This window comes from Micromonospora sp. H61 (assembly GCF_018070325.1).
Taxonomy (GTDB): domain Bacteria; phylum Actinomycetota; class Actinomycetes; order Mycobacteriales; family Micromonosporaceae; genus Micromonospora; species Micromonospora salmantinae.
Genome location: NZ_JAGPXY010000019.1, coordinates 16,512 through 39,318, shown reverse-complemented (window position 1 = coordinate 39,318; position 22,807 = coordinate 16,512). Strand labels below are relative to the sequence as shown.

22 protein-coding genes and 1 pseudogene are annotated in these 22,807 nt (G+C 72.0%); 14 read left to right on the top strand and 9 right to left on the bottom strand.

Annotation, left to right across the window (positions count from 1 at the left end; genetic code table 11):
• Positions 1-122: 122 nt before the first annotated feature.
• Both KBX08_RS12430 and KBX08_RS12425 read right to left on the bottom strand, forming a co-directional pair.
• Entirely contained in the window at positions 123-527 is a 405-nt protein-coding gene (locus KBX08_RS12430) for a YjbQ family protein (protein ID WP_167457620.1), read from the bottom strand.
• Between the two features lie 26 nt (positions 528-553).
• A complete protein-coding gene (locus KBX08_RS12425; protein ID WP_210783449.1) occupies positions 554-1,000 on the bottom strand; it encodes a hypothetical protein in 447 nt (148 codons plus the stop codon).
• Between the two features lie 178 nt (positions 1,001-1,178).
• Here KBX08_RS12425 and aceE point away from each other — a divergent pair, with 178 nt between their 5' ends.
• Positions 1,179-3,917: a pyruvate dehydrogenase (acetyl-transferring), homodimeric type gene (aceE, locus tag KBX08_RS12420; RefSeq protein ID WP_210783447.1), complete on the top strand. Its 2,739-nt coding sequence runs from the start codon at positions 1,179-1,181 to the stop codon at positions 3,915-3,917.
• Positions 3,918-4,050: 133 nt separating this feature from the next.
• Here the strand turns inward: aceE and KBX08_RS12415 are convergent, their stop codons facing one another.
• Entirely contained in the window at positions 4,051-4,497 is a 447-nt protein-coding gene (locus KBX08_RS12415; RefSeq protein WP_210783445.1) for an SRPBCC domain-containing protein, read from the bottom strand.
• 188 nt (positions 4,498-4,685) lie between these two features.
• Between KBX08_RS12415 and KBX08_RS12410 the strand changes: the two genes are divergently transcribed.
• The 3 genes from KBX08_RS12410 to gltX are packed head-to-tail and all read left to right on the top strand — an operon-like array spanning position 4,686 to position 8,765.
• Positions 4,686-6,035: a GH1 family beta-glucosidase gene (locus KBX08_RS12410; RefSeq protein ID WP_210783443.1), complete on the top strand. Its 1,350-nt coding sequence runs from the start codon at positions 4,686-4,688 to the stop codon at positions 6,033-6,035.
• Positions 6,032-7,309, top strand: coding sequence for an MFS transporter (locus tag KBX08_RS12405; RefSeq protein ID WP_210783441.1), 1,278 nt, complete (start codon positions 6,032-6,034; stop codon positions 7,307-7,309). The genes KBX08_RS12410 and KBX08_RS12405 overlap by 4 nt, the downstream gene beginning before the upstream one ends.
• A gap of 46 nt (positions 7,310-7,355) precedes the next feature.
• Positions 7,356-8,765: a glutamate--tRNA ligase gene (gene gltX / locus KBX08_RS12400; RefSeq protein WP_307850521.1), complete on the top strand. Its 1,410-nt coding sequence runs from the start codon at positions 7,356-7,358 to the stop codon at positions 8,763-8,765.
• Positions 8,766-8,939: 174 nt separating this feature from the next.
• Here gltX and KBX08_RS12395 read toward each other — a convergent pair whose 3' ends face one another.
• Complete coding sequence (locus KBX08_RS12395; RefSeq protein ID WP_238690538.1) at positions 8,940-9,554, bottom strand: copper resistance CopC family protein; 615 nt, start codon at positions 9,552-9,554, stop codon at positions 8,940-8,942.
• A 252-nt stretch (positions 9,555-9,806) separates the two neighbouring features.
• Here KBX08_RS12395 and KBX08_RS12390 point away from each other — a divergent pair, with 252 nt between their 5' ends.
• The gene (locus tag KBX08_RS12390; protein ID WP_210783437.1) at positions 9,807-10,457 is read left to right on the top strand and encodes a hypothetical protein; all 651 of its coding nucleotides are present in this window, start codon (positions 9,807-9,809) and stop codon (positions 10,455-10,457) included.
• Between the two features lie 56 nt (positions 10,458-10,513).
• Here KBX08_RS12390 and KBX08_RS12385 read toward each other — a convergent pair whose 3' ends face one another.
• Entirely contained in the window at positions 10,514-10,843 is a 330-nt protein-coding gene (locus KBX08_RS12385) for a hypothetical protein (RefSeq protein ID WP_210783435.1), read from the bottom strand.
• 315 nt (positions 10,844-11,158) lie between these two features.
• On the opposite strand from KBX08_RS12385, the gene KBX08_RS34430 reads away from it, so the two are divergent.
• The 7 genes and pseudogenes from KBX08_RS34430 (at position 11,159) to fabF (ending at position 17,877) form a co-directional block, all read left to right on the top strand.
• On the top strand, positions 11,159-12,343 hold the full coding sequence (locus tag KBX08_RS34430; protein ID WP_210783433.1) for a sensor histidine kinase: 1,185 nt from the start codon (positions 11,159-11,161) through the stop codon (positions 12,341-12,343).
• Positions 12,340-13,041: a response regulator transcription factor gene (locus KBX08_RS12375; protein WP_210783431.1), complete on the top strand. Its 702-nt coding sequence runs from the start codon at positions 12,340-12,342 to the stop codon at positions 13,039-13,041. The genes KBX08_RS34430 and KBX08_RS12375 overlap by 4 nt, the downstream gene beginning before the upstream one ends.
• Positions 13,001-14,380, top strand: a complete 1,380-nt coding sequence (locus tag KBX08_RS12370) for a PucR family transcriptional regulator (protein WP_372494865.1) — start codon at positions 13,001-13,003, stop codon at positions 14,378-14,380. The genes KBX08_RS12375 and KBX08_RS12370 overlap by 41 nt, the downstream gene beginning before the upstream one ends.
• 78 nt (positions 14,381-14,458) lie before the next feature.
• Positions 14,459-15,376: pseudogene (locus KBX08_RS12365) on the top strand (ACP S-malonyltransferase); the annotation flags it as partial.
• Between the two features lie 5 nt (positions 15,377-15,381).
• Positions 15,382-16,326, top strand: a complete 945-nt coding sequence (locus KBX08_RS12360; RefSeq protein WP_091409280.1) for a beta-ketoacyl-ACP synthase III — start codon at positions 15,382-15,384, stop codon at positions 16,324-16,326.
• A gap of 82 nt (positions 16,327-16,408) precedes the next feature.
• Positions 16,409-16,648 (top strand): acyl carrier protein, encoded by a 240-nt coding sequence (locus KBX08_RS12355; protein WP_030330276.1) that lies wholly within the window; start codon positions 16,409-16,411, stop codon positions 16,646-16,648.
• 2 nt (positions 16,649-16,650) lie between these two features.
• Entirely contained in the window at positions 16,651-17,877 is a 1,227-nt protein-coding gene (gene fabF, locus KBX08_RS12350) for a beta-ketoacyl-ACP synthase II (RefSeq protein WP_124855678.1), read from the top strand.
• Between the two features lie 50 nt (positions 17,878-17,927).
• Here fabF and KBX08_RS12345 read toward each other — a convergent pair whose 3' ends face one another.
• Complete coding sequence (locus KBX08_RS12345; RefSeq protein ID WP_112582579.1) at positions 17,928-18,146, bottom strand: hypothetical protein; 219 nt, start codon at positions 18,144-18,146, stop codon at positions 17,928-17,930.
• A gap of 134 nt (positions 18,147-18,280) precedes the next feature.
• On the opposite strand from KBX08_RS12345, the gene KBX08_RS12340 reads away from it, so the two are divergent.
• On the top strand, positions 18,281-18,946 hold the full coding sequence (locus KBX08_RS12340; RefSeq protein ID WP_210783425.1) for a lipoprotein: 666 nt from the start codon (positions 18,281-18,283) through the stop codon (positions 18,944-18,946).
• Between the two features lie 31 nt (positions 18,947-18,977).
• On the opposite strand, the gene KBX08_RS12335 is transcribed toward KBX08_RS12340, so the two are convergent.
• Together KBX08_RS12335 and KBX08_RS12330 are read right to left on the bottom strand one after the other, a co-directional pair.
• A complete protein-coding gene (locus tag KBX08_RS12335) occupies positions 18,978-20,711 on the bottom strand; it encodes a glycoside hydrolase family 3 protein (RefSeq protein ID WP_210783423.1) in 1,734 nt (577 codons plus the stop codon).
• Positions 20,712-20,798: 87 nt separating this feature from the next.
• Positions 20,799-21,290 (bottom strand): DUF3145 domain-containing protein, encoded by a 492-nt coding sequence (locus tag KBX08_RS12330; protein WP_210783421.1) that lies wholly within the window; start codon positions 21,288-21,290, stop codon positions 20,799-20,801.
• A 308-nt stretch (positions 21,291-21,598) separates the two neighbouring features.
• Here KBX08_RS12330 and KBX08_RS12325 point away from each other — a divergent pair, with 308 nt between their 5' ends.
• A complete protein-coding gene (locus KBX08_RS12325; protein ID WP_030330285.1) occupies positions 21,599-21,928 on the top strand; it encodes a hypothetical protein in 330 nt (109 codons plus the stop codon).
• Positions 21,929-22,016: 88 nt separating this feature from the next.
• Here the strand turns inward: KBX08_RS12325 and KBX08_RS12320 are convergent, their stop codons facing one another.
• The gene (locus KBX08_RS12320) at positions 22,017-22,640 is read right to left on the bottom strand and encodes a carbonic anhydrase (RefSeq protein WP_210783419.1); all 624 of its coding nucleotides are present in this window, start codon (positions 22,638-22,640) and stop codon (positions 22,017-22,019) included.
• Positions 22,641-22,807: the final 167 nt, after the last annotated feature.

Genomic DNA, 22,807 nt, shown 5'->3' with positions numbered 1-22,807 from the left:
ACGCCTCACGATCCGCGCAACATCAGGGATCTTGTTGCCTCGCCGTGCATTGAGGCAACAGTTTCAGGGATGTTGTGCGGATCTTGAGGCGGGACGACGGCGACGACGGACCGGGACGGTGGTCAGGCGGGGAGGAAGGAGAAGCGGACCTGGCGGGTCGGGTTGTCGCCGTTGGTGTCGACGAGGCAGATCGACTGCCAGGTGCCGAGCGCCAGTCGACCGCCGAGCACCGGCAGCGTGGCGTACGGCGGGATGAACGCCGGCAGCACGTGGTCGCGGCCGTGGCCGGGCGAGCCGTGTCGGTGCCGCCAGCGGTCCTCGGTGGGGAGCAGGTCGTCCACGGCGCTGAGCAGGTCGTCGTCGGACCCCGACCCGGTCTCGATGATCGCCAGGCCGGCGGTGGCGTGCGGCACGAACACGTGCAGCAGGCCGTCGCCCTCGCCCGAGACGAACTGCTGGGCCTCCGCGGTGATGTCCCGGACGGTCGGTCGGGACCCGGTCTGGACGGTGATCACGTCGCTGCGCATACGTCGCATTCTGCCGCAGGGTGCGGTCAGGAACTGCCGCCACCGCCGCCAGAGTCGCCGCCACCGGACCACCCGCCACCGGAGTCACCGCCGGACCAGCCCCAGCCGGACCAGCCTCCCCCGGAGTCGCTGCTGCCGCCGGCGGGCTCCGGATCGTCGGAGCGGTCGTGGTCGCCGTCCCGCTGGCGGCCGACGTGCCCGCTCCCGGCGTCACCGGCGGGCATCGGGTGGAAGTGGTACCCGCCGCCGTCCGGGTCCGGACGCCCGCGACGACGGCCATCCTGGCCGCTCAGACGGGCCGCGCGGATCGCGTCGCGCAGCAGGCCCGCGCCGAGCACGGCCACCAGGGCGCCGACGGCCACCAGTCCGACCATCGGCAGGCTGCCGGAGGCGAGGGCGACCGCGCCGATGACCAGGCCAACCACCCCAAAAACGATCATGCTCGCGGCGACCGCGACACGGCGTCCGTTCATGGCGGTAACGGTAGGAGTGGCGGTCAAACCGCTCAGGTTCCACAGGGCCGTCGCGCTAAGTTACCGGCGAGTACCTGTGTTCAGCATCGCGTCGGGGGCACCTAGACGTGACGACGGGTGCCACCAGGGGGCAGGATGGCGCTAGAGACCTATCCCACACACAACCGAGGGAACGCCTGTGGCTACGGAACGCAAGCGCCCGGTGATCAGCGACGGCCTACCGAGCCAGCTTCCGGACATCGACCCTGAAGAGACAAGCGAATGGGTCGAGTCGCTTGACGGTGTCATCGACGAACGCGGAGCCAAACGCGCCCGCTACGTCATGCTGCGCCTGCTGGAGCGGGCCCGTGAGCGCCAGGTCGGGGTTCCGCCCCTGACCACCACCGATTACATCAACACCATCCCGTCGGAGCGCGAGCCCTGGTTCCCGGGTGACGAGCACGTCGAGCGGCGAATCCGGGCGTACGTCCGGTGGAACGCCGCCATGCTGGTGCACCGGGCGCAGCGCCCGGAGATCGGCGTCGGCGGGCACATCTCCACCTTCGCCAGCTCGGCGTCGCTCTACGAGGTGGGCTTCAACCACTTCTTCCGGGGCAAGAACCACCCGGGCGGTGGCGACCAGATCTTCTACCAGGGCCACGCCTCCCCGGGCATGTACGCGCGGGCGTTCCTGGAGGGGCGGCTCAGCGAGCACCAGCTCGACGGGTTCCGCCAGGAGCTGTCGCACCCCGGTGGTGGGCTGCCCTCGTACCCGCACCCTCGGCTGATGCCGGACTTCTGGGAGTTCCCCACCGTCTCGATGGGCCTCGGCGGTCTGAACGCGATCTACCAGGCCCGGTTCAACCGGTACCTGCAGCACCGCGGCATCAAGGACACCTCCCAGCAGCACGTCTGGGCGTTCCTCGGCGACGGCGAGATGGACGAGCCGGAGACGCTCGGCGCCATCGGCGTCGCCGCCCGCGAGGAGCTGGACAATCTCACCTTCGTGATCAACTGCAACCTGCAGCGGCTGGACGGCCCGGTCCGGGGCAACGGCAAGGTCATGCAGGAGCTGGAGGCGTTCTTCCGGGGTGCCGGCTGGAACGTGATCAAGGTCGTCTGGGGTCGTGAGTGGGACCCGCTGCTCGCCGCGGACACCGACGGCGCGTTGGTCAACCTGATGAACACCACGACCGACGGTGACTACCAGACCTACAAGGCGGAGTCCGGCGCGTACGTGCGGGAGCACTTCTTCGGCCGTGACGCACGGACCCGCAAGATGGTCGAGCCGCTCAGCGACGACGAGATCTGGAACCTCAAGCGGGGTGGGCACGACTACCGCAAGCTCTACGCGGCCTACAAGGCGGCCACCGAGCACACCGGTCAGCCCACAGTCATCCTGGCGAAGACGATCAAGGGTTGGACCCTCGGCTCGCACTTCGAGGGCCGCAACGCCACCCACCAGATGAAGAAGCTGACGCTGGAGGACTTGAAGACCTTCCGCGACCGGCTCTACCTGGACATCCCGGACTCGGCGCTGGAGGACAACCCCTACCTGCCGCCGTACTTCCACCCCGGCGAGAAGTCCGAGGAGCTGGCGTACCTCAAGGAGCGGCGCGAGCAGCTCGGCGGGTACCTGCCCTCCCGGCGGACCAGCACGAAGCGGCTGGCCATCCCCGGCCCGGAGCGGTTCGCCGACATCAAGCGCGGCTCGGGCAAGCAGAAGGTGGCCACCACGCAGGCCTTCGTCCGTCTACTCAAGGACGTGATGAAGGACAAGGAGTTCGGCAAGCGTTGGGTGCCGATCATCCCGGACGAGGCCCGCACCTTCGGTCTCGACTCGATCTTCCCGACCGCGAAGATCTACTCGCCGCACGGCCAGCGCTACACCTCGGTCGACCGCGAGCTGTTCCTGTCGTACAAGGAGTCGACCTCCGGGCAGATCCTGCACGAGGGGATCAACGAGGCCGGTTCGGTGGCCTCGTTCACCGCGGCCGGCTCGGCGTACGCCACGCACGACGAGCCGATGATCCCGATGTACATCTTCTACTCGATGTTCGGGTTCCAGCGGACCGCCGACGGGCTGTGGGCCGCGGCCGACCAGATGGCCCGGGGCTTCCTGCTCGGCGCCACAGCGGGTCGGACCACGCTCAACGGTGAGGGCCTTCAGCACGAGGACGGGCACTCGCTGCTGATCGCCGCGACCAACCCGGCCGTGGTGGCGTACGACCCGGCGTTCGCGTACGAGATCGCGCACATCCTGGAGCAGGGTCTGCACCGGATGTACGGGGACGCGCAGGAGAACGTCTTCTACTACCTGACGGTCTACAACGAGCCGACGCTTCAGCCGGCCGAGCCGGCCGACGTGGACGTGGAGGGCCTGCTCAAGGGCATCTACCGCTACTCGCCGGCACCGCAGGTCGACGGCCCGAAGGCCAACCTGCTCGCCTCGGGCACCGGGATGCAGTGGGCGCTCAAGGCCCAGCAGCTCCTCGCCCAGGACTGGGGGGTGGGCGCCGACGTCTGGTCGGTGACCTCCTGGACCGAGCTGCGCCGCGACGCGGTGGAGACCGAGGAGTACAACCTGCTCAACCCGGGCGCCGAGGCGAAGGTCCCGTACATCCAGCAGAAGCTGGCCGAGGCGGACGGGCCGAAGATCGCGGTCAGCGACTTCATGCGCGCGGTACCGGATCTGATCGCCCGCTGGGTACCCGGCGACTACACGTCGCTCGGCACCGACGGTTTCGGCATGTCGGACACCCGGCACGCGCTGCGCCGGCACTTCCACGTCGACGCGGAGTCGATCGTGGTGGCCACGCTGCGGCAGCTCGCCCGCAGCGGCGCGGTGGCGACCACGGTGCCGGCCGAGGCCGCCAAGAAGTACGCGATCGACGACGTCAACGCCGCCCCGGTCGGCGAGACCGGCGGCGACAGCTGATTCAGCACCATTGAGGAGGGCCCGGCGCATCAGCGCCGGGCCCTTTTGGGGTACGGAGCGGCGGTGGTCCGGGGGCCCTGGCGGGGATCCGGACCACCGCCGTCGCGGGTGACGCCGGGAGGATGGGCGCTCGTCAGCCGACGGCGGCCAGGTCGGTGAGCCGGGCCAGCGAGTCCTCCAGGTCGGCGCCGACCCGACGCAGTCCGAGGCGCAGCATGGCCGCCTTGACCGGGCCGGCCGGCCAGCGGACCACGATGAGGCGCACGATGGTCCCGCCCTCCTCCTCGTCTCCGGTGAGCTGGACGTAGATCTCGGTGCGTGCCTCCGCCCGAGATCCAGCGCCCTTGGCCCGTTCCCGCCAGCCGATCAGCGTCGGCTCCTGATAGGCGATCACCTCGGCCTCATGCGCCGAGCCGCGCCCAGCCTGGACGAGTTGTCGCCGCCCGAAGCCCTCTCCCGAGAGCACTTCGGCCGCTCGGACCCCGGCCAGCCAGGCCGGCAACTGCTCGGCCCGCTGTACGACATCCCAGACCACTTCAATTGGCGCCGCCACGTGCGCACTGCGTTCCACGAGGATCATTTCCGTCTTTCCTCCGGTGAGGACATCACACGATATCGGCACTCTATGCGTTAAATCGGACTTACCTGGACGGGTTCGGAAAAAGACACGCCGATCAACCATTGCGCATTGCGCCAGGCCGGCCTATGGCGCATTCATCGAGAGCGCCCTAAAGTCCCGAGCACGTTTCACGTTGACCGGGAGGGCGCATGTCGACCGCACCAATGCCCCAGTTCCCCACCGGCTTCCGCTGGGGCGTCTCCACATCGGCCCACCAGATCGAGGGCGCCACCACGGCCGACGGCCGAGCTCCGTCCATCTGGGACACCTTCGCGCGCTCCCCCGGGCGGATCAGCGACGGCAGCAGCGGCGAGGTGGCCTGCGACCACTACCACCGGCACACCGAGGACGTGGCGCTGCTGGCCGGTCTGGGTGTCTCCGCGTACCGGTTCTCCATCGCCTGGCCCCGGGTCCAGCCCACCGGCGCCGGCCCGGTCAACCCGGCCGGCCTGGACTTCTACGACCGCCTGGTGGACGAGTTGCTGGCCGCCGGCGTCGACCCGGTGGCCACCCTCTACCACTGGGACCTGCCGCAACCCCTCGAAGACGCCGGCGGCTGGATGCACCGCGACACCGCCGCCCGCTTCGCCGAGTACGCCGAGAAGAGCGCCGCCCGCCTCGGCGACCGGGTCCGGCTCTGGATCACCCTCAACGAGCCGTTCATCCACATGAGCCTCGGCTACGGCATGGGTGTGCACGCCCCCGGCCGGATGCTGCTCTTCGACGCCTTCCCGGTCGCCCACCACCAACTGCTCGGGCACGGGCTCGCCGTCGCCGCGCTGCGGAGCCACACCGCCAGCCCGGTGGCGATCGCCAACAACTACTCGCCGGTGCGGGTGCTCGGCGACCGCGACGCCGACCGGGCCGCCGGGGCGGCGTACGAGGCGCTGCACAACCGGCTCTTCACCGACCCGCTGCTCGGCCGCGGCTACCCGGAGCTGCCCGGCTTCGACCCGGGCGTCATCCACCCCGGCGACCTCGACACGATCGCCGCGCCGATCGACGTGCTCGGGGTGAACTACTACAACCCCACCGGCGTACGGGCGGCCGAGGAGGGTTCACCACTGCCGTTCGACCTCGTGCCGCTGGACGGCTACCCGCGCACCGCCTTCGACTGGCCGGTGGACCCCGACGGGCTACGCGAGCTGCTCGGCTGGCTGCGCGACACCTACGGCGACGCGCTGCCGCCCATCGAGATCACCGAGGGCGGCTGCGCGTACGACGACGCACCCGACGCCGACGGGCAGGTGGCCGACCCGGAGCGGATCGCGTACCTCGACGGGCACCTGCGGGCGGTCCGCGCCGCCATCGACGACGGGGTGGACGTACGCGGGTACTTCGTCTGGTCGCTGCTGGACAACTGGGAGTGGGCCGAGGGGTTCACCAAGCGCTTCGGTCTGGTGCACGTCGACTACGCCACCCAGAGGCGTACGCCGAAGTCGTCGTACACCTGGTTGCGGGACGTGATCACGGCCAGCCGGCCGGGGTCGGCGCGGTGACCACCCTCGACCCGACGCCGGCGTCGCTGCCGGCGGCGCTCGCCGAACCGACGGTGCCGGTGCGGCGCGGCTGGATCGGCCTGATCTTCGCGGCGAACCTCGGCGTGTGGATGGCGTTCTTCACGCCCATCCAGGTGCTGCTGCCGCAGCAGATCGAGCAGATCGCGCCCGGCGACAAGGAGAACATGCTGGCCGTGGTCACCGGCCTCGGCGCGCTGGCCGCGGTGCTGGCCAACCCCCTGGCGGGCGCGTTCTCCGACCGGACCTGCCTGCGGATCGCCGGCCGCGAGTTCGGTCGTCGGCACGTCTGGACGGCGGGCGGGGCAGTGCTCGGGGCGGCGGCCCTGGTGCTGCTGGCCCAACAACGGACCATCCTCGGCGTCGCCCTGGGCTGGGTCGCCGCGCAGGTCTGCTTCAACGCGATGCTGGCCAGCCTCACCGCCGCCATCCCGGATCGGGTCCCGGTGCGGCAGCGCGGCGGGGTCTCGGGGTGGGTGGGCATCCCGCAGGCGCTCGGGTTGGTACTCGGCGCTGTGCTGGTCACCGCCGTGGTCACCGGCAACGCCGCCGGCTACCTGGCCATCGCCGTGGCCATCCTGCTGCTGTCGCTGCCGTTCGCGCTGCTCACCCCCGACGAACCGCTGCCGCGTACCCATCGACCGGCGATCCGGACGCGGGCGCTGCTGGCCTCGATGTGGATCAGCCCCCGCCGACACCCGGATTTCGCCTGGGCCTGGATCACCCGGTTCCTGGTCCAGTTGGGCAACGCCCTGGGCACCCTCTACCTGCTGTACTTCCTCAGCGACGGGGTGCGCCACCCCGACCCCGAGGGCGGCCTGCTGGTGCTGATCCTGCTCTACACGCTCGGGATGATGCTGACCGCCGTGGTCGCCGGCCGGATGTCCGACCGTTCCGGCCGCCGCAAGATCTACGTGATCGTCTCCGGGCTGATCATGGCGGTGGCGGCGCTGCTGCTCGCGGTGGCGCCGGTCTGGCCGATGGCGATCGTCGCGGCGCTGCTGCTCGGCGCCGGCTACGGCGTCTACCTCTCGGTGGACGCCGCGTTGATCACCCAGGTGCTGCCCCGGGCCACCGACCGGGCCAAGGACCTGGGCGTCATCAACATCGCCAACTCGGCGCCGCAGGTGCTCGGCCCGGCGCTCTCCGCCCCGCTCGTGGTGTACCTCGGCGGTTATCCCACGCTCTACGCGGTCACCGCAGTGGTCACCCTGCTCGGCAGCGCGCTGGTCGTCAAGATCCGCTCGGTGCCCTAGGGGGCGGTGGCGGAAAGCAGTCGCGTACCGCCGTAGGCTGGGGGACGTGACAGTACGTGTGCGCTTCGCCCCTTCCCCGACCGGTATGTTCCACGTCGGCGGCGCCCGCTCGGCGCTGCAGAACTGGATTTACGCCAAGCAGCAGGGCGGCGTGTTCGTGCTGCGCATCGAGGACACCGACGCGGCGCGCAACAAGCCCGAGTGGACCGAGGGCATCCTCTCCGCGCTGGACTGGATCGGGATCTCCCGGGGCAGCTACGAGGGCCCGTACTTCCAGTCGGCGAACGCAGGCGAGCACCGGGCCGCCGCCGCGCGCCTGAACGAGTCGGGCCGCGCCTACTACTGCGACTGCACCCGCGAGGACGTGCAGGCCCGCACCGGCTCGCAGTACCAGGGCTACGACGGCTACCACCGCGACCGTGGCCTCGGCCCCGGCCCCGGGCACGCCCTGCGCTTCCGTACGCCTGACGAGGGCGCGACAGTGGTGGTCGACCTGATCCGTGGTGAGCCCACCTTCGAGAACAAGCTCATCGAGGACTTCGTCATCGCCCGGGGCGACGGCTCGCCGGTCTTCCTGCTGGCCAACGTCGTCGACGACATGACCATGGGCATCACCCACGTGATCCGGGCCGAGGAGCACCTGCCCAACACCCCCAAGCAGCAGTTGCTCTGGGAAGCCCTCGGGGTCAAGCCGCCGATCTGGGCGCACGTGCCGGTGGTGGTAAACGAGAAGCGGCAGAAGCTCTCCAAGCGCCGGGACAAGGTCGCCCTGGAGGCGTACCGCGACGAGGGTTACCTGGCCGGCGCGATGCGCAACTACCTCATGCTGCTCGGCTGGGCCCCCTCCGGCGACCGGGAGATCGTTCCCTGGTCGGTCATCGAGGACGAGTTCCGGCTGGACGAGGTCAACCTCTCCTCGGCGTTCTTCGACGAGAAGAAGTTGCGCGCGTTCAACGGCGAGTACATTCGCGCGTTGCCGGTGGCCGAGTTCATCGACGCCTGCCAGCCGTGGCTGACCGGCACCGGGACCATCGCGCCGCCGCCGTGGCAGCCGGAGGAGTTCGACGCCGACGCGTTCGCCGCCGTGGCGGCACTGGCCCAGACGCGGATCGCGGTGCTCAGCGAGATCGTGCCGAACGTCGACTTCCTCTTCCTGGCCTCACCGCTGATCGACGAGGCCGCCTGGACCAAGACGATGAAGGACGGTTCCGCCGAGCTGCTGGACGACGCCGTCGCGGCGTTCGAGGCGCTGGAGTCCTGGGACGCCGAGTCGTTGAAGTCGACCCTGGAGGCGGTCGGCGCCGAGCGGGGCCTCAAGCTCGGCAAGACGCAGGCGCCGGTGCGGGTCGCGGTCACCGGCCGCACCGTGGGTCTGCCGCTGTTCGAGTCGCTGGAGGTGCTCGGTCGCGAGCGCACCCTGACCCGGATGCGCGCCGCCCGCCTGCGCCTGGTCTGACTGTCGCTCGTCGACGCGTCACGAGCGCGTCGCCGGTGCAACTCCGCATCGCCCTGTCCTTTGCTCTGCACCCCAATAGGCGCCGGTCGCAGACCGTAGCCGTCGCATCCGCGGGTGCAGAGCAAAGGATGACCCGCGCACCTGACCCACCGGGGGGCGGCGAGGATCAGAGGGTTACCGAGCTCGTCGCTGTCGGCGGAACACGAGGCCGGCCCCGAGTGCGGCGAGCAGCAACAGGCCGCCGAGCGCCCAGATCCACCAGCGACCGCCGGAGTCGGACCGCTCCGACGCCGCCGGCACCGTGGAGGCCGTCGAGCTGCCGGGGGTCACCGACGCGGGCCCGGCAGAGGGTGCGCCCTCGGCCGACGTGGCAGCCGAAGGCGAGCCGGCCGGGCTGGTGCCGGCGGCCGACGGCGAGGCGGACGGGTCGGCCGCGGTGCCGGTGGTGAGGGTGAACCGCACCTCGCCCTTCACCGGGTGCCCATCGGACGACGCGAGCTGGTAGCCGACGATGTAGAGCCCCGCGGCGGCCGGCTTGAACGGCACCCGCACCCGACTGCCGTCGAAGGCGGGAGTCCCGCCAGCGACCACATTGTCCGGTCCGGTTATTGTGATCTTCGTCGTGGTCGGCGACGGCTTGGCGAGGAACCGCAGCTCGACCCGGGCGGGTGCCGACGCCACGCGGGCGCCGTCACGCGGGTTACTGCCGGTCAGCTGGTTGTGGGCGGCGGCCGGGGTCGCCGGCACCAGAAACGACACACCGAACGCCACGCCGAGCACCACTGGCATGACCCGCACCGTACGTGTAACCCTGCCCCCCATGAACCCCTCCGTAAGGGTACGATCCGCCCGCTGATCAAACGGCTCCTCATTAGTCGAGCAGAGATCGCAGATAGTTCCAAATACTGTTCCGAAAGCTGCAACTCATCGACGTTCTGCGGAGTCTGTAGGAGTGGACGCGACCATCCGGTCGATGCCGCACCGGCAGATCGGTCCAGACGTCACGACGAAGCCATCCATCGAACGGGGCGAGGAGGCGGGATGGTCCGACACATGAGGCGGTTCGCCGCCGTGTTGGCGGGCACGCTGACGGTGGCACTGCTGTCGCTCGGCACCGCCGGCTCGGCCTCGGCGGCGCCGAAGCCGGCACCCGCCGGAGTGGACATCACCGGCACAGGGCTGTCCGCGCCGCTGCGGCTGCACGCGGACAAGGAGCCCGCCCTCGTGGGCGCGGTCATCGACCAGGTCAACTTCCTCGCTCGCACTGGCATGCCGACCGGTCCGAAGGCAGCCAACCTCGGTCCGAAATACACTGTCGTGGTGCTCGCCGGCGAGACGCCGAAGCAGACCTACGACCTCTATCCCAAGGCGATCGGCGGCCCCCGCGTCTTCCGGCCGGCGAAGCAGCCGGACGGCCGCAAGACCAGCGCCGGCTGGTTCCTGGGTCGGCTCAGCATGTCCGAGACCCTGCGCACCGCCGGTGTGCCGCTGGAGCGGCAGTTCGACACGGTCAGTGGCGGCGCGGGCGGCGGCGAGCGTGTCCTCCCGGAGGACACGCTCGACCCGGCGAAGGACCTCGACGAGGCGCTCGGCGACCTGCAACGCCTGCTGCTGCTCAACGTCGGCGTGATGCTGACCATCACGGTCGGCCTCGCCGGGATCGCCCTACTGATCCGCCGCCGCACACGCTGAGCTGGCGCACCCGCTGACCCGAGGCACTCGCTGGTCAGCGGGTGCGTCGCCGGTGTTCAGCACCAGCGGCGCGGTGGGCGCTCCCGGCGGGTGGCCCGCGGCCGCGGTCGGACCGCGCCGTGCCGATGTGCCCCGGCCCAGCCGGGAAGTTCGCTGAGGCAACCAGCGGGAACGTCCGAGTCGGGCTCGGCGAGACCGGCGGGCTCGGCGGAGCGCTGACGCGGCAGCAGGGGCTCGTCGTCGACGCGCCCGTGCAGCGGCTCCACCGGGTGCGATGGTGCGCCGCCGACCGGCCGGCGGTGCTTGCCAGCCGCCTGCGGGTCGTGGTGCCCCGGCCGGCAGGGCTCGCCCTGGGCGCAGCCGTGCTCGGCCTCCCCGTGCGCCATCCCCGGTCTCCTCACGCTCGCCTCACCCTCGGGTGCTCTCCCCGAGGTGCCCTGTCACCGTACTGGCCGGGACTGACGGGCCGCGCGCAGCGTACCCGGGGTCCGGACCGGCCGGTCCTCGAAGACGCCGCTGAGCGCGGGGGCCGGTTACGCAGTTCACAGCTTCTTCTGGTGCCGTTCACCCGGGGCGTCCCGGCCGAGGGCACACACCGGCGGTCGGTAAGGGTCCGCGTACCCCTTTCGGCGCATGGCGGCGCGGTCGAGGTCCTCCCCCGGTGGGAGTTCGGCGGGCGACGGCTGTGGTGGGATCGGGGCATGCGTGCGCCACCGTGGCTCGACTCCGGCACCCTCGGCCGCGACCTCGTGCTGGCCGGCGCGTCACTGGCCGGTGGCCTGATGCTGCACGGCCTGGGTTGGCAACCGCAGGTCCGTCCGGACGGGAACGTGCCGTCGGCGCTGTTCCTGCCGCCGCTGGTGGCGGTCTGCGTCGCCGTGGGCCTACGGCGGGTCGCACCACGCGCCAGCCTGGCCGTGGGGACGGGCGCGCTGGTGGTCGACACGGCGCTGGGCAGTTCGCTGGGCACGGTCCTGGTCTACACGCAGGTGCTCTACGACGCCTGCGTGTACGGCCCGCCCCGGCTGTGGCGGTGGTTGCTGCGGATCACCGTGGCGCTGAGCCTGGTCGGGGTGGTCGTCGGCGTGCTCGGGTACGGCCAGTGGCGCGGGGCGGCGCTCGGGGTCCTGGTGGTGCTCGCCGGGGTGCTGCCGGTCCTGACCGGCATCAGTGTGCGGCAGTACCGCGACCAGGCCGCCGCCGAGCGGGCGCGGGCCGAGCAGACCGCCCGGCTGGTCGAGTTGGACCGTCGGCAGGCGGTCAGCGCCGAACGGGCCAGGATGGCCCGGGAGTTGCACGACGTGGTCGCGAACCACCTCAGCGCGGTGGCCATCCACGCCACCGCCGTGCTCTCCGTGCCCGGGTTGGATCGCGGTCAGGTGGAGTCGGCGCTGCGGGTGATCCGGGAGAGCAGTGTGCAGGGCCTCGCCGAGATGCGCCAGATGATCGAGGTGCTGCGCGAGCCCGGGACCAGCGCAGACCCGGCCACGCCGGAGGTGGTCACCGCGCGGCTGGCCGAGGCGGACGGACTGGTCGACCGGGTCCGGGCGGCCGGCCTCGCGGTGCGGGTCCGGACCGATGGCACGCCGGGCGCGTTGCCGGTGGGGGTGGACCTCGCCGCGTACCGCATCGTGCAGGAGTCGCTGACGAACGCGCTCAAGCACGGCACGGGTGAGGCGGAGCTGACGATCGCGTACCGGCCGGCCGAGGTGGTGCTGACTGTGGAGAACCCGGTGCGCCGGGGCGGGGCCGGGCTGCCGGGCGCCGGGGCCGGGCTGATCGGCATGCGGGAGCGGGCCACGCTGCTGGCCGGCCGGTTCACCGCCGGGCCGCACGACGGCCGTTGGCAGGTGCGGGCGGCCCTGCCCACCGGGGAGGGCGGGTGACCGGGCCGGCAAGGCCACCGGACGACGCGGGCCCGGCGACGGTACGGGTGGTGCTCGCCGACGACCAGCCGGCGGTACGGGCCGGACTGGTCCTGATCCTGAACAGCTCACCGGGCGTCGAGGTGGTCGGCGAGGCGGCCGACGGCGACGCCGCGGTGCGCCTGTGCCGGGAGTTGCGCCCCGACGTGGCGGTGCTGGATGTGCGGATGCCGCGTCGGGACGGGATTTCCGCGACCCGGGCGATCGTCGGCGACGGGCTCGCCGACGTGTTGGTGCTCACCACCTTCGACCTGGACGAGTACGTCTTCGGGGCGTTACGGGCCGGCGCGGCCGGGTTCCTGCTCAAGGACACCGACGCCGAGGGCCTGGTGAGCGCGGTACGGACGGTGGCGCGGGGCGACGGCTTCATCGCGCCCACTGTGACCCGCCGGTTGATCACCGCCTTCGCGGCCACCGCGCCGGGCGCGTCGGCGGACGCGCGGGCGGCGCTGGGCACCCTCACCCCACGTGAGCGTGACGTGTTGGCCTGCCTCGGGTTGGGCCTGTCCAACCAGCAGATCGCCGATCGACTGGTGCTGGCGGAGAGCACCACAAAGACCCATGTGAGCCGGATCCTGGCGAAGCTGGACCTGCGCAGCCGGGTGCAGGCAGCGATCCTTGCCCAGGAGGTGGGCCTGCCCGCTCCCCCACAGCCGTGAGACGGACACCGACGGTGGTCGGCGGACCGGTGCCGGCGTGGTTGGCCTGCTCACGACGTGTCAGGCTAGGGCGGTGAGCACGCCGGGCGGTGGGGAGCTGTCGGCCACGCTGCGCCGGATCGAACGATCGGCGGGGGCGTTGGCCACCTCCAGCGTGGCCCGGATGGACGAGACGCTGCCCTGGTTCCGGGCGCTGCCGGCCGACCAGCGTTCCTGGGTGATGCTGGTGGCCCAGGCGGGCGCGAGGTCGCTGGTGCAGTGGCTGCGCGACGGCGGTGGCACTGCGGACAGCACCCAGGAGGTGTCGGACGAGGTCTTCGCCGCGGCCCCGCAGGCGCTGGCCCGGTCGATCACCCTGCAGCAGACCGTGGCATTGATCAAGGTGACGATCGACGTGGTCGAGGAGCAGGTGTCGCACCTGGCCGCCGAGGGTGAGGAGCAGCAGCTACGCGAGGCGGTGCTGCGCTTCTCCCGGGAGATCGCGTTCTCCGCCGCCCGGGTGTACGCGCGGGCCGCCGAGTCGCGCGGCGCCTGGGACGCCCGGTTGCAGGCGCTGCTTGTCGACGCGCTGCTGCGCGGTGACTCGCCGGACGTCCTGGCCAGTCGGGCCGCCGCGCTCGGCTGGGCGGACGCGCCGCCGGTGGCGGTGGCTGTCGGTCGGTCGCCCGGCGGCGAGGTCTCCGCGGTGCTGCACGTGGTCTACCGGCAGGCCCGCCGGATCGGCGTGGAGGTGATCGGCGGCGTCCACGGCGACCGGTTGGTGATCGTGCTGGGCGGCGCACCTGACCCGCTGACCGCCACCGCGAAGCTGCTGAGCGCGTTCGGGGACGGCCCGGTGGTGGTCGGTCCCGCCGTACCGAGTCTCGACGAGGCGACCGAGTCGGCACGGGCCGCGCTGTCCGGCTTTCGGGCCGCACCAGCCTGGCCGAGCGCGCCCCGGCCGGTGCCGGCCGCGGACCTGCTGCCGGAGCGGGCCCTCGCCGGCGACGCCGAGGCCCGTCGGCGGCTGCGTCACGATGTGTACGCGACGCTGGTGCGCGCCGGTGGGGAACTGCTGGCGACGCTGGACGCCTTCCTGGCCGCAGGTGGGACGCTGGAGAGCGCGGCCCGGGCACTGTTCGTGCACCCGAACACGGTGCGCTACCGGTTGCGCCGGATCGCCGAGGTGACCGGGTTCTCGCCGCTGTCGCCGCGCGACGCGTTCGCCCTTCAGGTCGCGCTGACCGTGGGTCGGTTGGATCCGGTCGCCCCGCTGGCCTCGCCGGTCCCGACTCAGACAATGACCCCGGCTACCCGGAAATCCGCCCAAACCGAGGATGATCCCCGCCGATCTTTGTAGGAAACCTCTAAAGGGCCTAGTGTGGTTTGGTCGAAGGCGGCACCGCGTTACCCGCCTTTATCCGGGAGAGTCATAGACGTGCTCGCCGTACTTAGTCCCGGCCAGGGTTCTCAGAAACCCGGCTTCCTGACCCCCTGGCTCGACCTGACCGGCACCGAGGCGCGACTGCGCGACTGGTCGGCGTTGGCCGGGGTCGATCTGCTGCACCTGGGCACCAACGCCGACGCCGACGAGATCAAGGACACCGCCCGCACCCAGCCGTTGCTGGTCGCCGCGGCGTTGCTCGCGGCCGAGCACCTGCCCCTGGACGGCGTCGCGCTCACCGCCGGCCACAGCGTCGGCGAGTTGGGTGCCGCCGCCCTGGCCGGTGTGCTGTCGGCCGACGCCGCGATCGCCCTGGCCGGGGTTCGCGGCCGGGAGATGGCCGCCGCGTGCGCGTTGGAGCCGACCGGAATGGCCGCGGTGCTCGGTGGTGATCCCGACGAGGTGATCGCCGCGATCGAGGCGAACGGGCTCTACCCGGCCAACCGCAACGGCGCTGGGCAGATCGTCGCCGCAGGCGCCCTGGACGGGCTCGACAAGCTCGCCGCCGCGCCGCCGGCACGGACCCGGATCATCCGACTCCAGGTGGCCGGCGCGTTCCACACCCCGTACATGGCTCCGGCCGAGACCGCGCTCGCCGCGGAGGCCGCCGGGATCACCCCCGCCGACCCGGCCCGGACCCTGCTGTCGAACCTCGACGGCACCGCGGTCGACAACGGCGCGGCCATGGTGCAGCGCCTCGTTCGTCAGGTCACCGCACCGGTGCGGTGGGACCTGTGCATGCGTACGCTGGCCGACCTCGGGGTCACCGGCGTGATCGAACTGCCCCCGGCCGGCACCCTCGCCGGCCTGGTCAAGCGGGAACTCAAGGGCGACGGCGCCCCGGAGATCGTCACCCTCAACACCCCGGACGACCTGCCGGCCGCACGGGACCTGATCGCCCGTATCGGAGGTCGTTCATGACTGGCAGTCGCATCGTCTCGATGGGGCACTACCAGCCCTCCCGGGTGGTGACCAACGACGACATCGCCCAGCTCGTCGACACCAACGACGAGTGGATTCGCGACCGGGTCGGCATCGTCAGCCGGCGGATCGCCGACAGTGAGACGGTCGCCGACATGGCCGCCGCGGCCGCCGGCAAGGCGCTGGCCAACTCGGGCCTGACCGCCGCCGACATCGACCTGGTCGTGGTCGCCACCTGCTCCTCCATCGACCGCAGCCCCAACGTGGCCTGCCGGGTCGCCGCCAAGCTGGGCATCACCGCCCCTGGCGCGTTCGACCTCAACACCGCCTGCTCGGGCTTCGCGTACGCGCTGGGCACCGTCGACCACGCCATCCGGGCCGGGGCGTCGCGCAACGCGATCGTCATCGGCGCGGAGAAGCTGTCCGACTTCACCGACTGGACCGACCGCTCCACCTGCATCATCTTCGCGGACGGAGCCGGCGCCGCGGTGGTCTCCGCCACCGCCGACGACGAGCCGACCGGGATCGGCCCGGTCGTCTGGGGTTCGGTGCCGGACAAGAGCGACGCGGTCCGCATCGAGGGTTGGCGCCCGTACATCCAGCAGGAGGGGCAGGCGGTGTTCCGCTGGGCCACCACCGCTATCGCGCCGCTCGCGCTGCAGGCCTGCGAGCGGGCCGGGGTCGACCCGTCGGAGCTGGCCGCGTTCGTGCCGCACCAGGCCAACGCGCGGATCATCGACGGCATCGCCAAGCGGCTCAACATCCCCGACGCGATCATCGCGAAGGACATCGTCGAGTCCGGCAACACCTCCGCGGCGAGCGTGCCGCTGGCCCTGTCAAAGCTGGTAGAGCGCCGGGAGGTGCCCTCGGGCGCACCGGTGCTGCTGTTCGGCTTCGGCGGTGGCCTGACCTACGCCGGTCAGGTCGTCCGCTGCCCCTGACCCCCTCGGGCGCGTACGCGTCCAGGAGTGGCGGTCGGCGACGCCGGCCGCCGGAGAACCCCGATGAAAGGAACCAACCGCAATGACCCGTGACGAGATCACCACCGGCCTCGCCGAGATCCTCGAAGAGGTTGCCGGGGTGAACCCGGACGACGTGGCCGAGGGGAAGTCCTTCACCGACGACCTCGACGTCGACTCGCTCTCCATGGTTGAGGTAGTGGTCGCGGCCGAGGAGAAGTTCGGCGTCAAGATCCCGGACAACGAGGTGCAGAACCTCAAGACCGTCGGCGACGCTGTCAGCTACATCGCGGCGCAGTCCTGATCATGAGTCGTCCAGACGTCGTCGTCACCGGGCTCGGCGCGACGACCCCGCTTGGCGGGGACGTCGCGTCGACCTGGGACGCAATGCTCGCCGGCCGCTCCGGGGTGAGTGCCCTCACCCAGGAGTGGGCCGAGCAACTGCCGGTCCGAATCGCCGCCCAGTTGGCCGTGGAGCCGTCCGAGGTGCTGGACCGGGTCCGCCTGCGCCGCCTGGACCGTTCCGAGGCGATCGCGATCATCGCGGCGCAGCAGGCCTGGGCGGACGCCGGCCTCGCCGGCTCCGACCTCGACGGGGAGCGGTTGGCCGTCAGCGTCGGCTCCGGCATCGGCGGTGCCACCACGCTGCTCGCCCAGGACGACATCCTGGAGGCGTCCGGGCCACGGCGGGTCTCCCCGCACACCATCCCGATGCTGATGCCGAACGGTCCGGCCGCCTGGGTCGGGCTGGAGCTGGGCGCCAAGGCCGGCGTGCACTCGGTGGCCAGCGCCTGCGCCACCGGCGCCGAGGCGATCGCCCTCGGCCTGGACATCATCCGCTCCGGCCGGGCCGACGTGGTGGTGGCCGGCGGCACCGAGGCGGTCATCCACCCGCTGCCGATCGCCGGCTTCAGCTCGATGCGGGCCATGTCCACCCGCAACGACGACCCGGAGCGGGCCTCCCGCCCGTGGGACCGGGGCCGGGACGGCTTCGTCCTCGGCGAGGGCGCCGGCATCGTGGTGCTGGAGCGGGCCGAGCACGCCGCGGCCCGGGGCGCCCGGGTGTACGCGCGCCTCGCCGGTGCCGGCATCACCTCCGACGCGTACGACATCGTGCAGCCGCACGCCGAGGGCGAGGGCGCGATCCGGGCCATCGCCAAGGCGATCGCCGACGCGGACGTGGCCAAGCGGGACATCGTGCACGTCAACGCGCACGCCACCTCGACCCCGGTCGGGGACATGCTGGAGATCGGCGGGCTGCACAAGGCGCTCGGCGACCACCCGGTGCTGTCCGCGACGAAGTCGATGACCGGTCACCTGCTCGGTGCGGCCGGTGCGCTGGAGTCGATCGCCACCATCCTGGCGATCCGCGACAGTGTCGTCCCTCCGACGATCAACCTCGACGACCCTGAGCCGGGCCTCACCCTGGATGTCGCCGCGCACAAGGCCCGCCACATGGAGATCCCGGCCGCGTTGAACAACGCGTTCGGCTTCGGCGGCCACAACGTGGCTCTCGTCTTCGCCCGCCCCTGAGATCCTGCGAAAGGGCCCCTTCTCTCGACGAGGAGGGGTTCTTTCGTCGTTCAGCCTCGGTTGCGGGGGTGCTGTTTGGCGGTGCGCTCGTTGCCGTGGCGGTAGTTGCCGGTCCAGCGGGCCATCACCAACTGCGGGTCGTCGTCGACCTCGGCCAGGAACTCCGCGGCCCGAGCGCCGCGCAGCGTGCCGGCGACCCGGCCGTGGTGGGTGATCACCACAGTGCCGTCCGCCCGTTGCACGTGCCGGAATCCTGCTGCCGCTCCCATGGGGTGAGGCTGTCAGACCGACCGGCGCGGAGGCGACCGGGTTTCCGTGGCGCGGGCGCACGATCCCGATTGACGTCGAGGGACCGCACGGCTTAGATGGGCCAACTGAAGATCGACTGACGGGGATCACCACGATGGACATTCGTACCCGCGTCGCCGTGTCGGCGGCGCTCACCCTCGGCCTGCTGGCCGGCTGCGGCGACGCCGCCGCCGATCCCGCCGGGTCCGCGGCCGGCGGCCCGGCCCCACAGGCCACGGGCGAGCCCTGGTACGACGAGACGACCCCGGCGTCGACCGGCGGCACCACCGGCGGCACCGGTTCCCCCTGCCCGGTACCGGTGACGTTTCCGCTGGCCGACGGGTGGACGGCGAAGGCGGTCGAGCCTGCCAAGGGTGAGCTGGCCGAGCTGGTCGGCGAGGCGCTCACCAAGCGCGGCGGCAGCACGGTGCGTTGCGAGGTGGACGGCCGCTCGGCCGGCGGCGGATTCCTGCGGATCTGGGCGGCGGACTCGCCGACTGTCACGCCGCGCGCCGCGCTGGAGAGTTTCGCCGCCGGGGCCGGCGAGACGGTCGCCGGTCAACAGTTCCGCGACCTCCGCGCCGGCGGCTTCGACGCCACCGAGACGACCTGGCTCGCCACCAACCCGCTGGCCGAGGAGGAGTCGCGGAACTGGGCGCTGGCCGTCCAGTCGGCGGGGCAGACGCTGGTCTTCGCGGTCAACGAGGGGCTGATCACCGAACGGACCGACGTGCTGCCGGCGTACCGGCTCGCGGTGCGAGGGCTCGCGAAGGGCGAGTGAGGTGGGCGCTGCGCCGTCCGCTCCCGGTCGGTCAGGTGCGACAGGTCGTCGCGGGCAGTCCGGGAACGGCCACCGGGGATCGGCCGCCCGGCCGGGCCTTGCCGGCGAGCACGGCGGCCAGGGCGGTCATCGACGCCCGGCTGGAGGAGTACGTCGCCAGCAGCGTCGGTGACTTCGCGTCGGCCAGCACGTACGGGGTGTCCATGGCGACCGTGACCGCCGCGTCGGGGCTCAGGTCCTTGGCGCCGTCGCCGTAGCCCACCAGGTGCACGATCGTGCCGCCGCTGGGCTTGACCTGCACCCCGGCGGCGGTCAGCGCGGCGGTGAGGGTGGCCCGGGTGCCGTCCCGACCGCCGGACAAGGTGACGGTGACCGGCCCGCGTACCGCTCCGCCGCAGGCGCCCTTCAGCACCGTGACGGCGGCGGCGGCCAGCGCGTCGGCCGCCGCCCGGTGCTCCGGGGCGTTGAGCGTGGACATCTGCGCCGCCGGCAGCTCCGCGAGCTTGAACTTCATGGTCAGCACCCGCGTGACCGCCTCGACCAGCCGGGTGCGGGTCAGCGATCCGCCGCGCAGCGCGGCGAGCAGCCCGTCGTACGCCTGACCGACGTTCGGGGTCATCAGGATGAGGTCGTTACCGGCGTTGAGCGCCCGGACCGCCGCCTCGCCGGGAGCCCAGCGCATCGCGGGCGGCATGTTCATCCCGTCGGTGATCACCACGCCCTGGAAGCCGAGTTGGCCGCGCAGGACGTCGGTGAGCAGCTTGTGCGAGAACGTCGCCGGGGTCCCCGGGTCGATCGCGCGCGCATCCAGATGACCGGACATCACGGCCATCGCGCCCGCGTCCATCCCGGCGGTGAACGGCGGCCACGCCCCGCTCTGCAACGCCGCGGCGGACTGGGTGAGCACCGGAAGGTCCTGGTGCGAGTCGTCGGCGCTGTGGCCGTGCCCGGGGAAGTGCTTCAGGGTGGCCGCGACCCCGACCGCCTGCAGGCCGCGGACCGCGCCGCCCACCTGCGCGGCGGCCTGCTTCGGGTCGGCGCCGTACGACCGGGAGCCGATCACGGTGCTGCGGGTGGCCAGCACGTCGGCCACCGGGGCGAAGTCGATGTTGATGCCCATCGCGGCCAACTCGGCGCCGGCGGCCCGCCAGGCGGCCTCGGTGAGCTTCGGGTCACCTGCCGCGCCGGCCGCGAGGGCGCTGGGCAGCACTGTGACCCCGTCGGTCACGCGGGTGACGACGCCGTACTCCTGGTCGGTGCCGATGAGCAGCGGCGCCGAACCGGCGGCGAGCCGACCGGCGGCGGTTCGCAGTCCGGCCGTGAGCTCGTGCACCTGCTTGGGGTTGTCGACGTTCGTGGTCTCCTGGTTGCCCTTGGTCGGGTCGTCGGCGCTGAAGCCGACCAGGATCAGGCCACCCAGTCGGTACTTGGCGATCATGTCGGCGGGGGTGTCCACCCCGGCGAGGGCCTGGTTACCGGCCGCCGAGCCGGCGGAGACCTTCGTCGCCGAGTCGCCGTATGCGTACGGCATCAGCACCTGGCCGACCAGGTCTTCGTCGGACAGCGTCGCCACCAGCGCGGCGGCGCGGCCGGCGGGGTCGCTGGCCGGCGGCGCGGCCGGGACGCTCGGGCCCGCGGACGTGCCGACCGGGCTGGGCGTCGGGGTGGGACGCTCCGGGTCACCTGAGCAGCCGGAGACGAGCAGGGCGGTCAGGGCGGCGACAGCGACACTGGCGCGCCACGGGCGATTCGACACGCCGCCCATCCCACCAGCTTCTCCCTTATCGGGGCAACTTGACCTTACCGGTCGTCACCGGTGTGACGGCCCACGGCCAGCGGCCGGCCGACCGGGTCAGCCAACCCGAGTGAGCAAGGTCACCGGGGCGCCGTCGCCGGCGTACCGGTAGGGCTCCAGGTCAGCGTCCCACGCCGTGCCGAGCGCCTTGTCGAGGGCGTGCGCCAGCGCCTCGGGGGCCCGGGAGGCCGCCATCAGCGCCCGAAGGCGGTCCTCGCCGAGCTGGATGTCGCCGGCCACGCCGACCGTTGCCCGGAACAGGCCACGGGCCGGCACGTACATGAAGCGCTCACCGTCGGCACCGGGACTCGGCTCCTCGGTGACCTCGAAACGGATCATGGGCCACTGCCGTAGGGCAGCAGCCAGCTCGGCGCCCGTCCCCGGACGACCGGTCCACCCGCACTCGGCCCGGCGTGCGCCGGGGTCGACGGGCTGACCCGTCCACTGCAGGTTGACCGGCGCGGCTAGGACGCGCGCGATCGCCCACTCGACGTGTGAGCACACGGCGAGCGGGGTCGAATGGACGTATACGACGCCACGCGTTGGCACGGTGACCTCCCGGAGAGCGAGGTGCGTCTTCCCCTACGACCTCGTCCACCCAGGTGGCTGCTGCAACACATGATGACTCCTGTGACGCGTGGTGCGCCAGGGAATCGGAAAAATCGCCGGGTGGAATAGCCGGACGGGTGGTCGCCGTTGCCTCTCAGGACACCGCGACGACCAGCATGATGTCGTGGTCCTGTACAGTTCCACCGGCGGCTTATGCCGCGTTACACCTTCGCGGGTCGAGTCACGTACGACCCGCACACAGCCCCCGGACGTCCAGTCCTCCCGTACGTCTTGCAAGGAGTACCTCCGTGGCGAGCAACACCTCTAAGACCGCGCGCGCGTCCGTCCGGGCCGGCCAGGCTGGCCAGGGTGGCGCCCTCAGCGTGCTGGGCGAGTTCAAGTACCTCATCCCGCTCAACGGCGGCAAGCACGCCTACGTGCGGAACCTGACCAACGGCAAGACCGCGCACCTGCGCACGGACTCCGACGCCTTCGTCGAGGAGATCCGCGTGCTGGCCGCCGCCGGCCACGCCGCCAAGATCCGGGCGGAGATCAACAACCTGGCTGCCACCCACCCGGGTGACGGCTGGGAGGCCACCGAGAAGCGCCTGGTCGCGGCCGGCGTCTTCGAGGGCTGAGCCCTCCCCCACCGCACCAACGAAACCGCCCGCCGGGAAGTCCCGCCGGGCGGTTTCGCACGTCCGGAGGGCTGCGCGGCGGGCCGGGTCAGCCTGGATCGAGCAGGGCGACCTCGCCGGTGGCCAGGTCGTAGAGGCCGCCGACCACTGCCACCCGGCCCGCGGCCACCGGCCCGGCCAGCAGGACGTCCTCGCGCAGGGTGCGCACCGTGCGCCGGACGTGCCGGCGGATCGCCAGCGGCTGCACCGCCGGATCGCCGAGCCCCGCCTCGGTCACCGCCGGGGCGATCTCGTCCACCAGGTGCGCCAGCGACCCGCCGGGACGTTGCCCGGTGCGCAGCGCCTCCACAGTGGCCTGCACCGCGCCGCACCGCTCGTGGCCGAGGACCATCACCAGCGGTACGCCGAGCTGGCCGACCACGTACTCGATCGAGCCGCAGACCGCGCGATCGAGGACGTGCCCTCCGGTACGGATCACGCAGATCGCGCCGAAGGTCTGATCGAAGATCGCCTCCAGCGGCACCCGGGAGTCGATGCAGCCCAGCACCACTGCGTACGGCTGCTGGTCGCCGGAGGCCGCGGCGGCGGCCGTGACGTCGTGTCCGTGCACCGGCTGGCCGCTGACGAACCGCCGATTGCCGGCGAGCAGGTCGGCCAGCGCGGCGCGGGGCGTGCCGCCGGCCTGCCGCCCCTGCCCCGACGTCGCACCCATGGGCGCTCCCGACGACCCCATGCCGTTCAGCTTGGCCCGCCGCCGTCCGGCACGGGCGAGGTCGGGAATCTTCGCCAGGGCGTGATTGGCGTGGTGTCATGGCGGGTAGCCGGTGTTACCGCCGGGTATCGGAGGTGCTGGTGGTACTGGGCGGCCCTGGGGAGGTG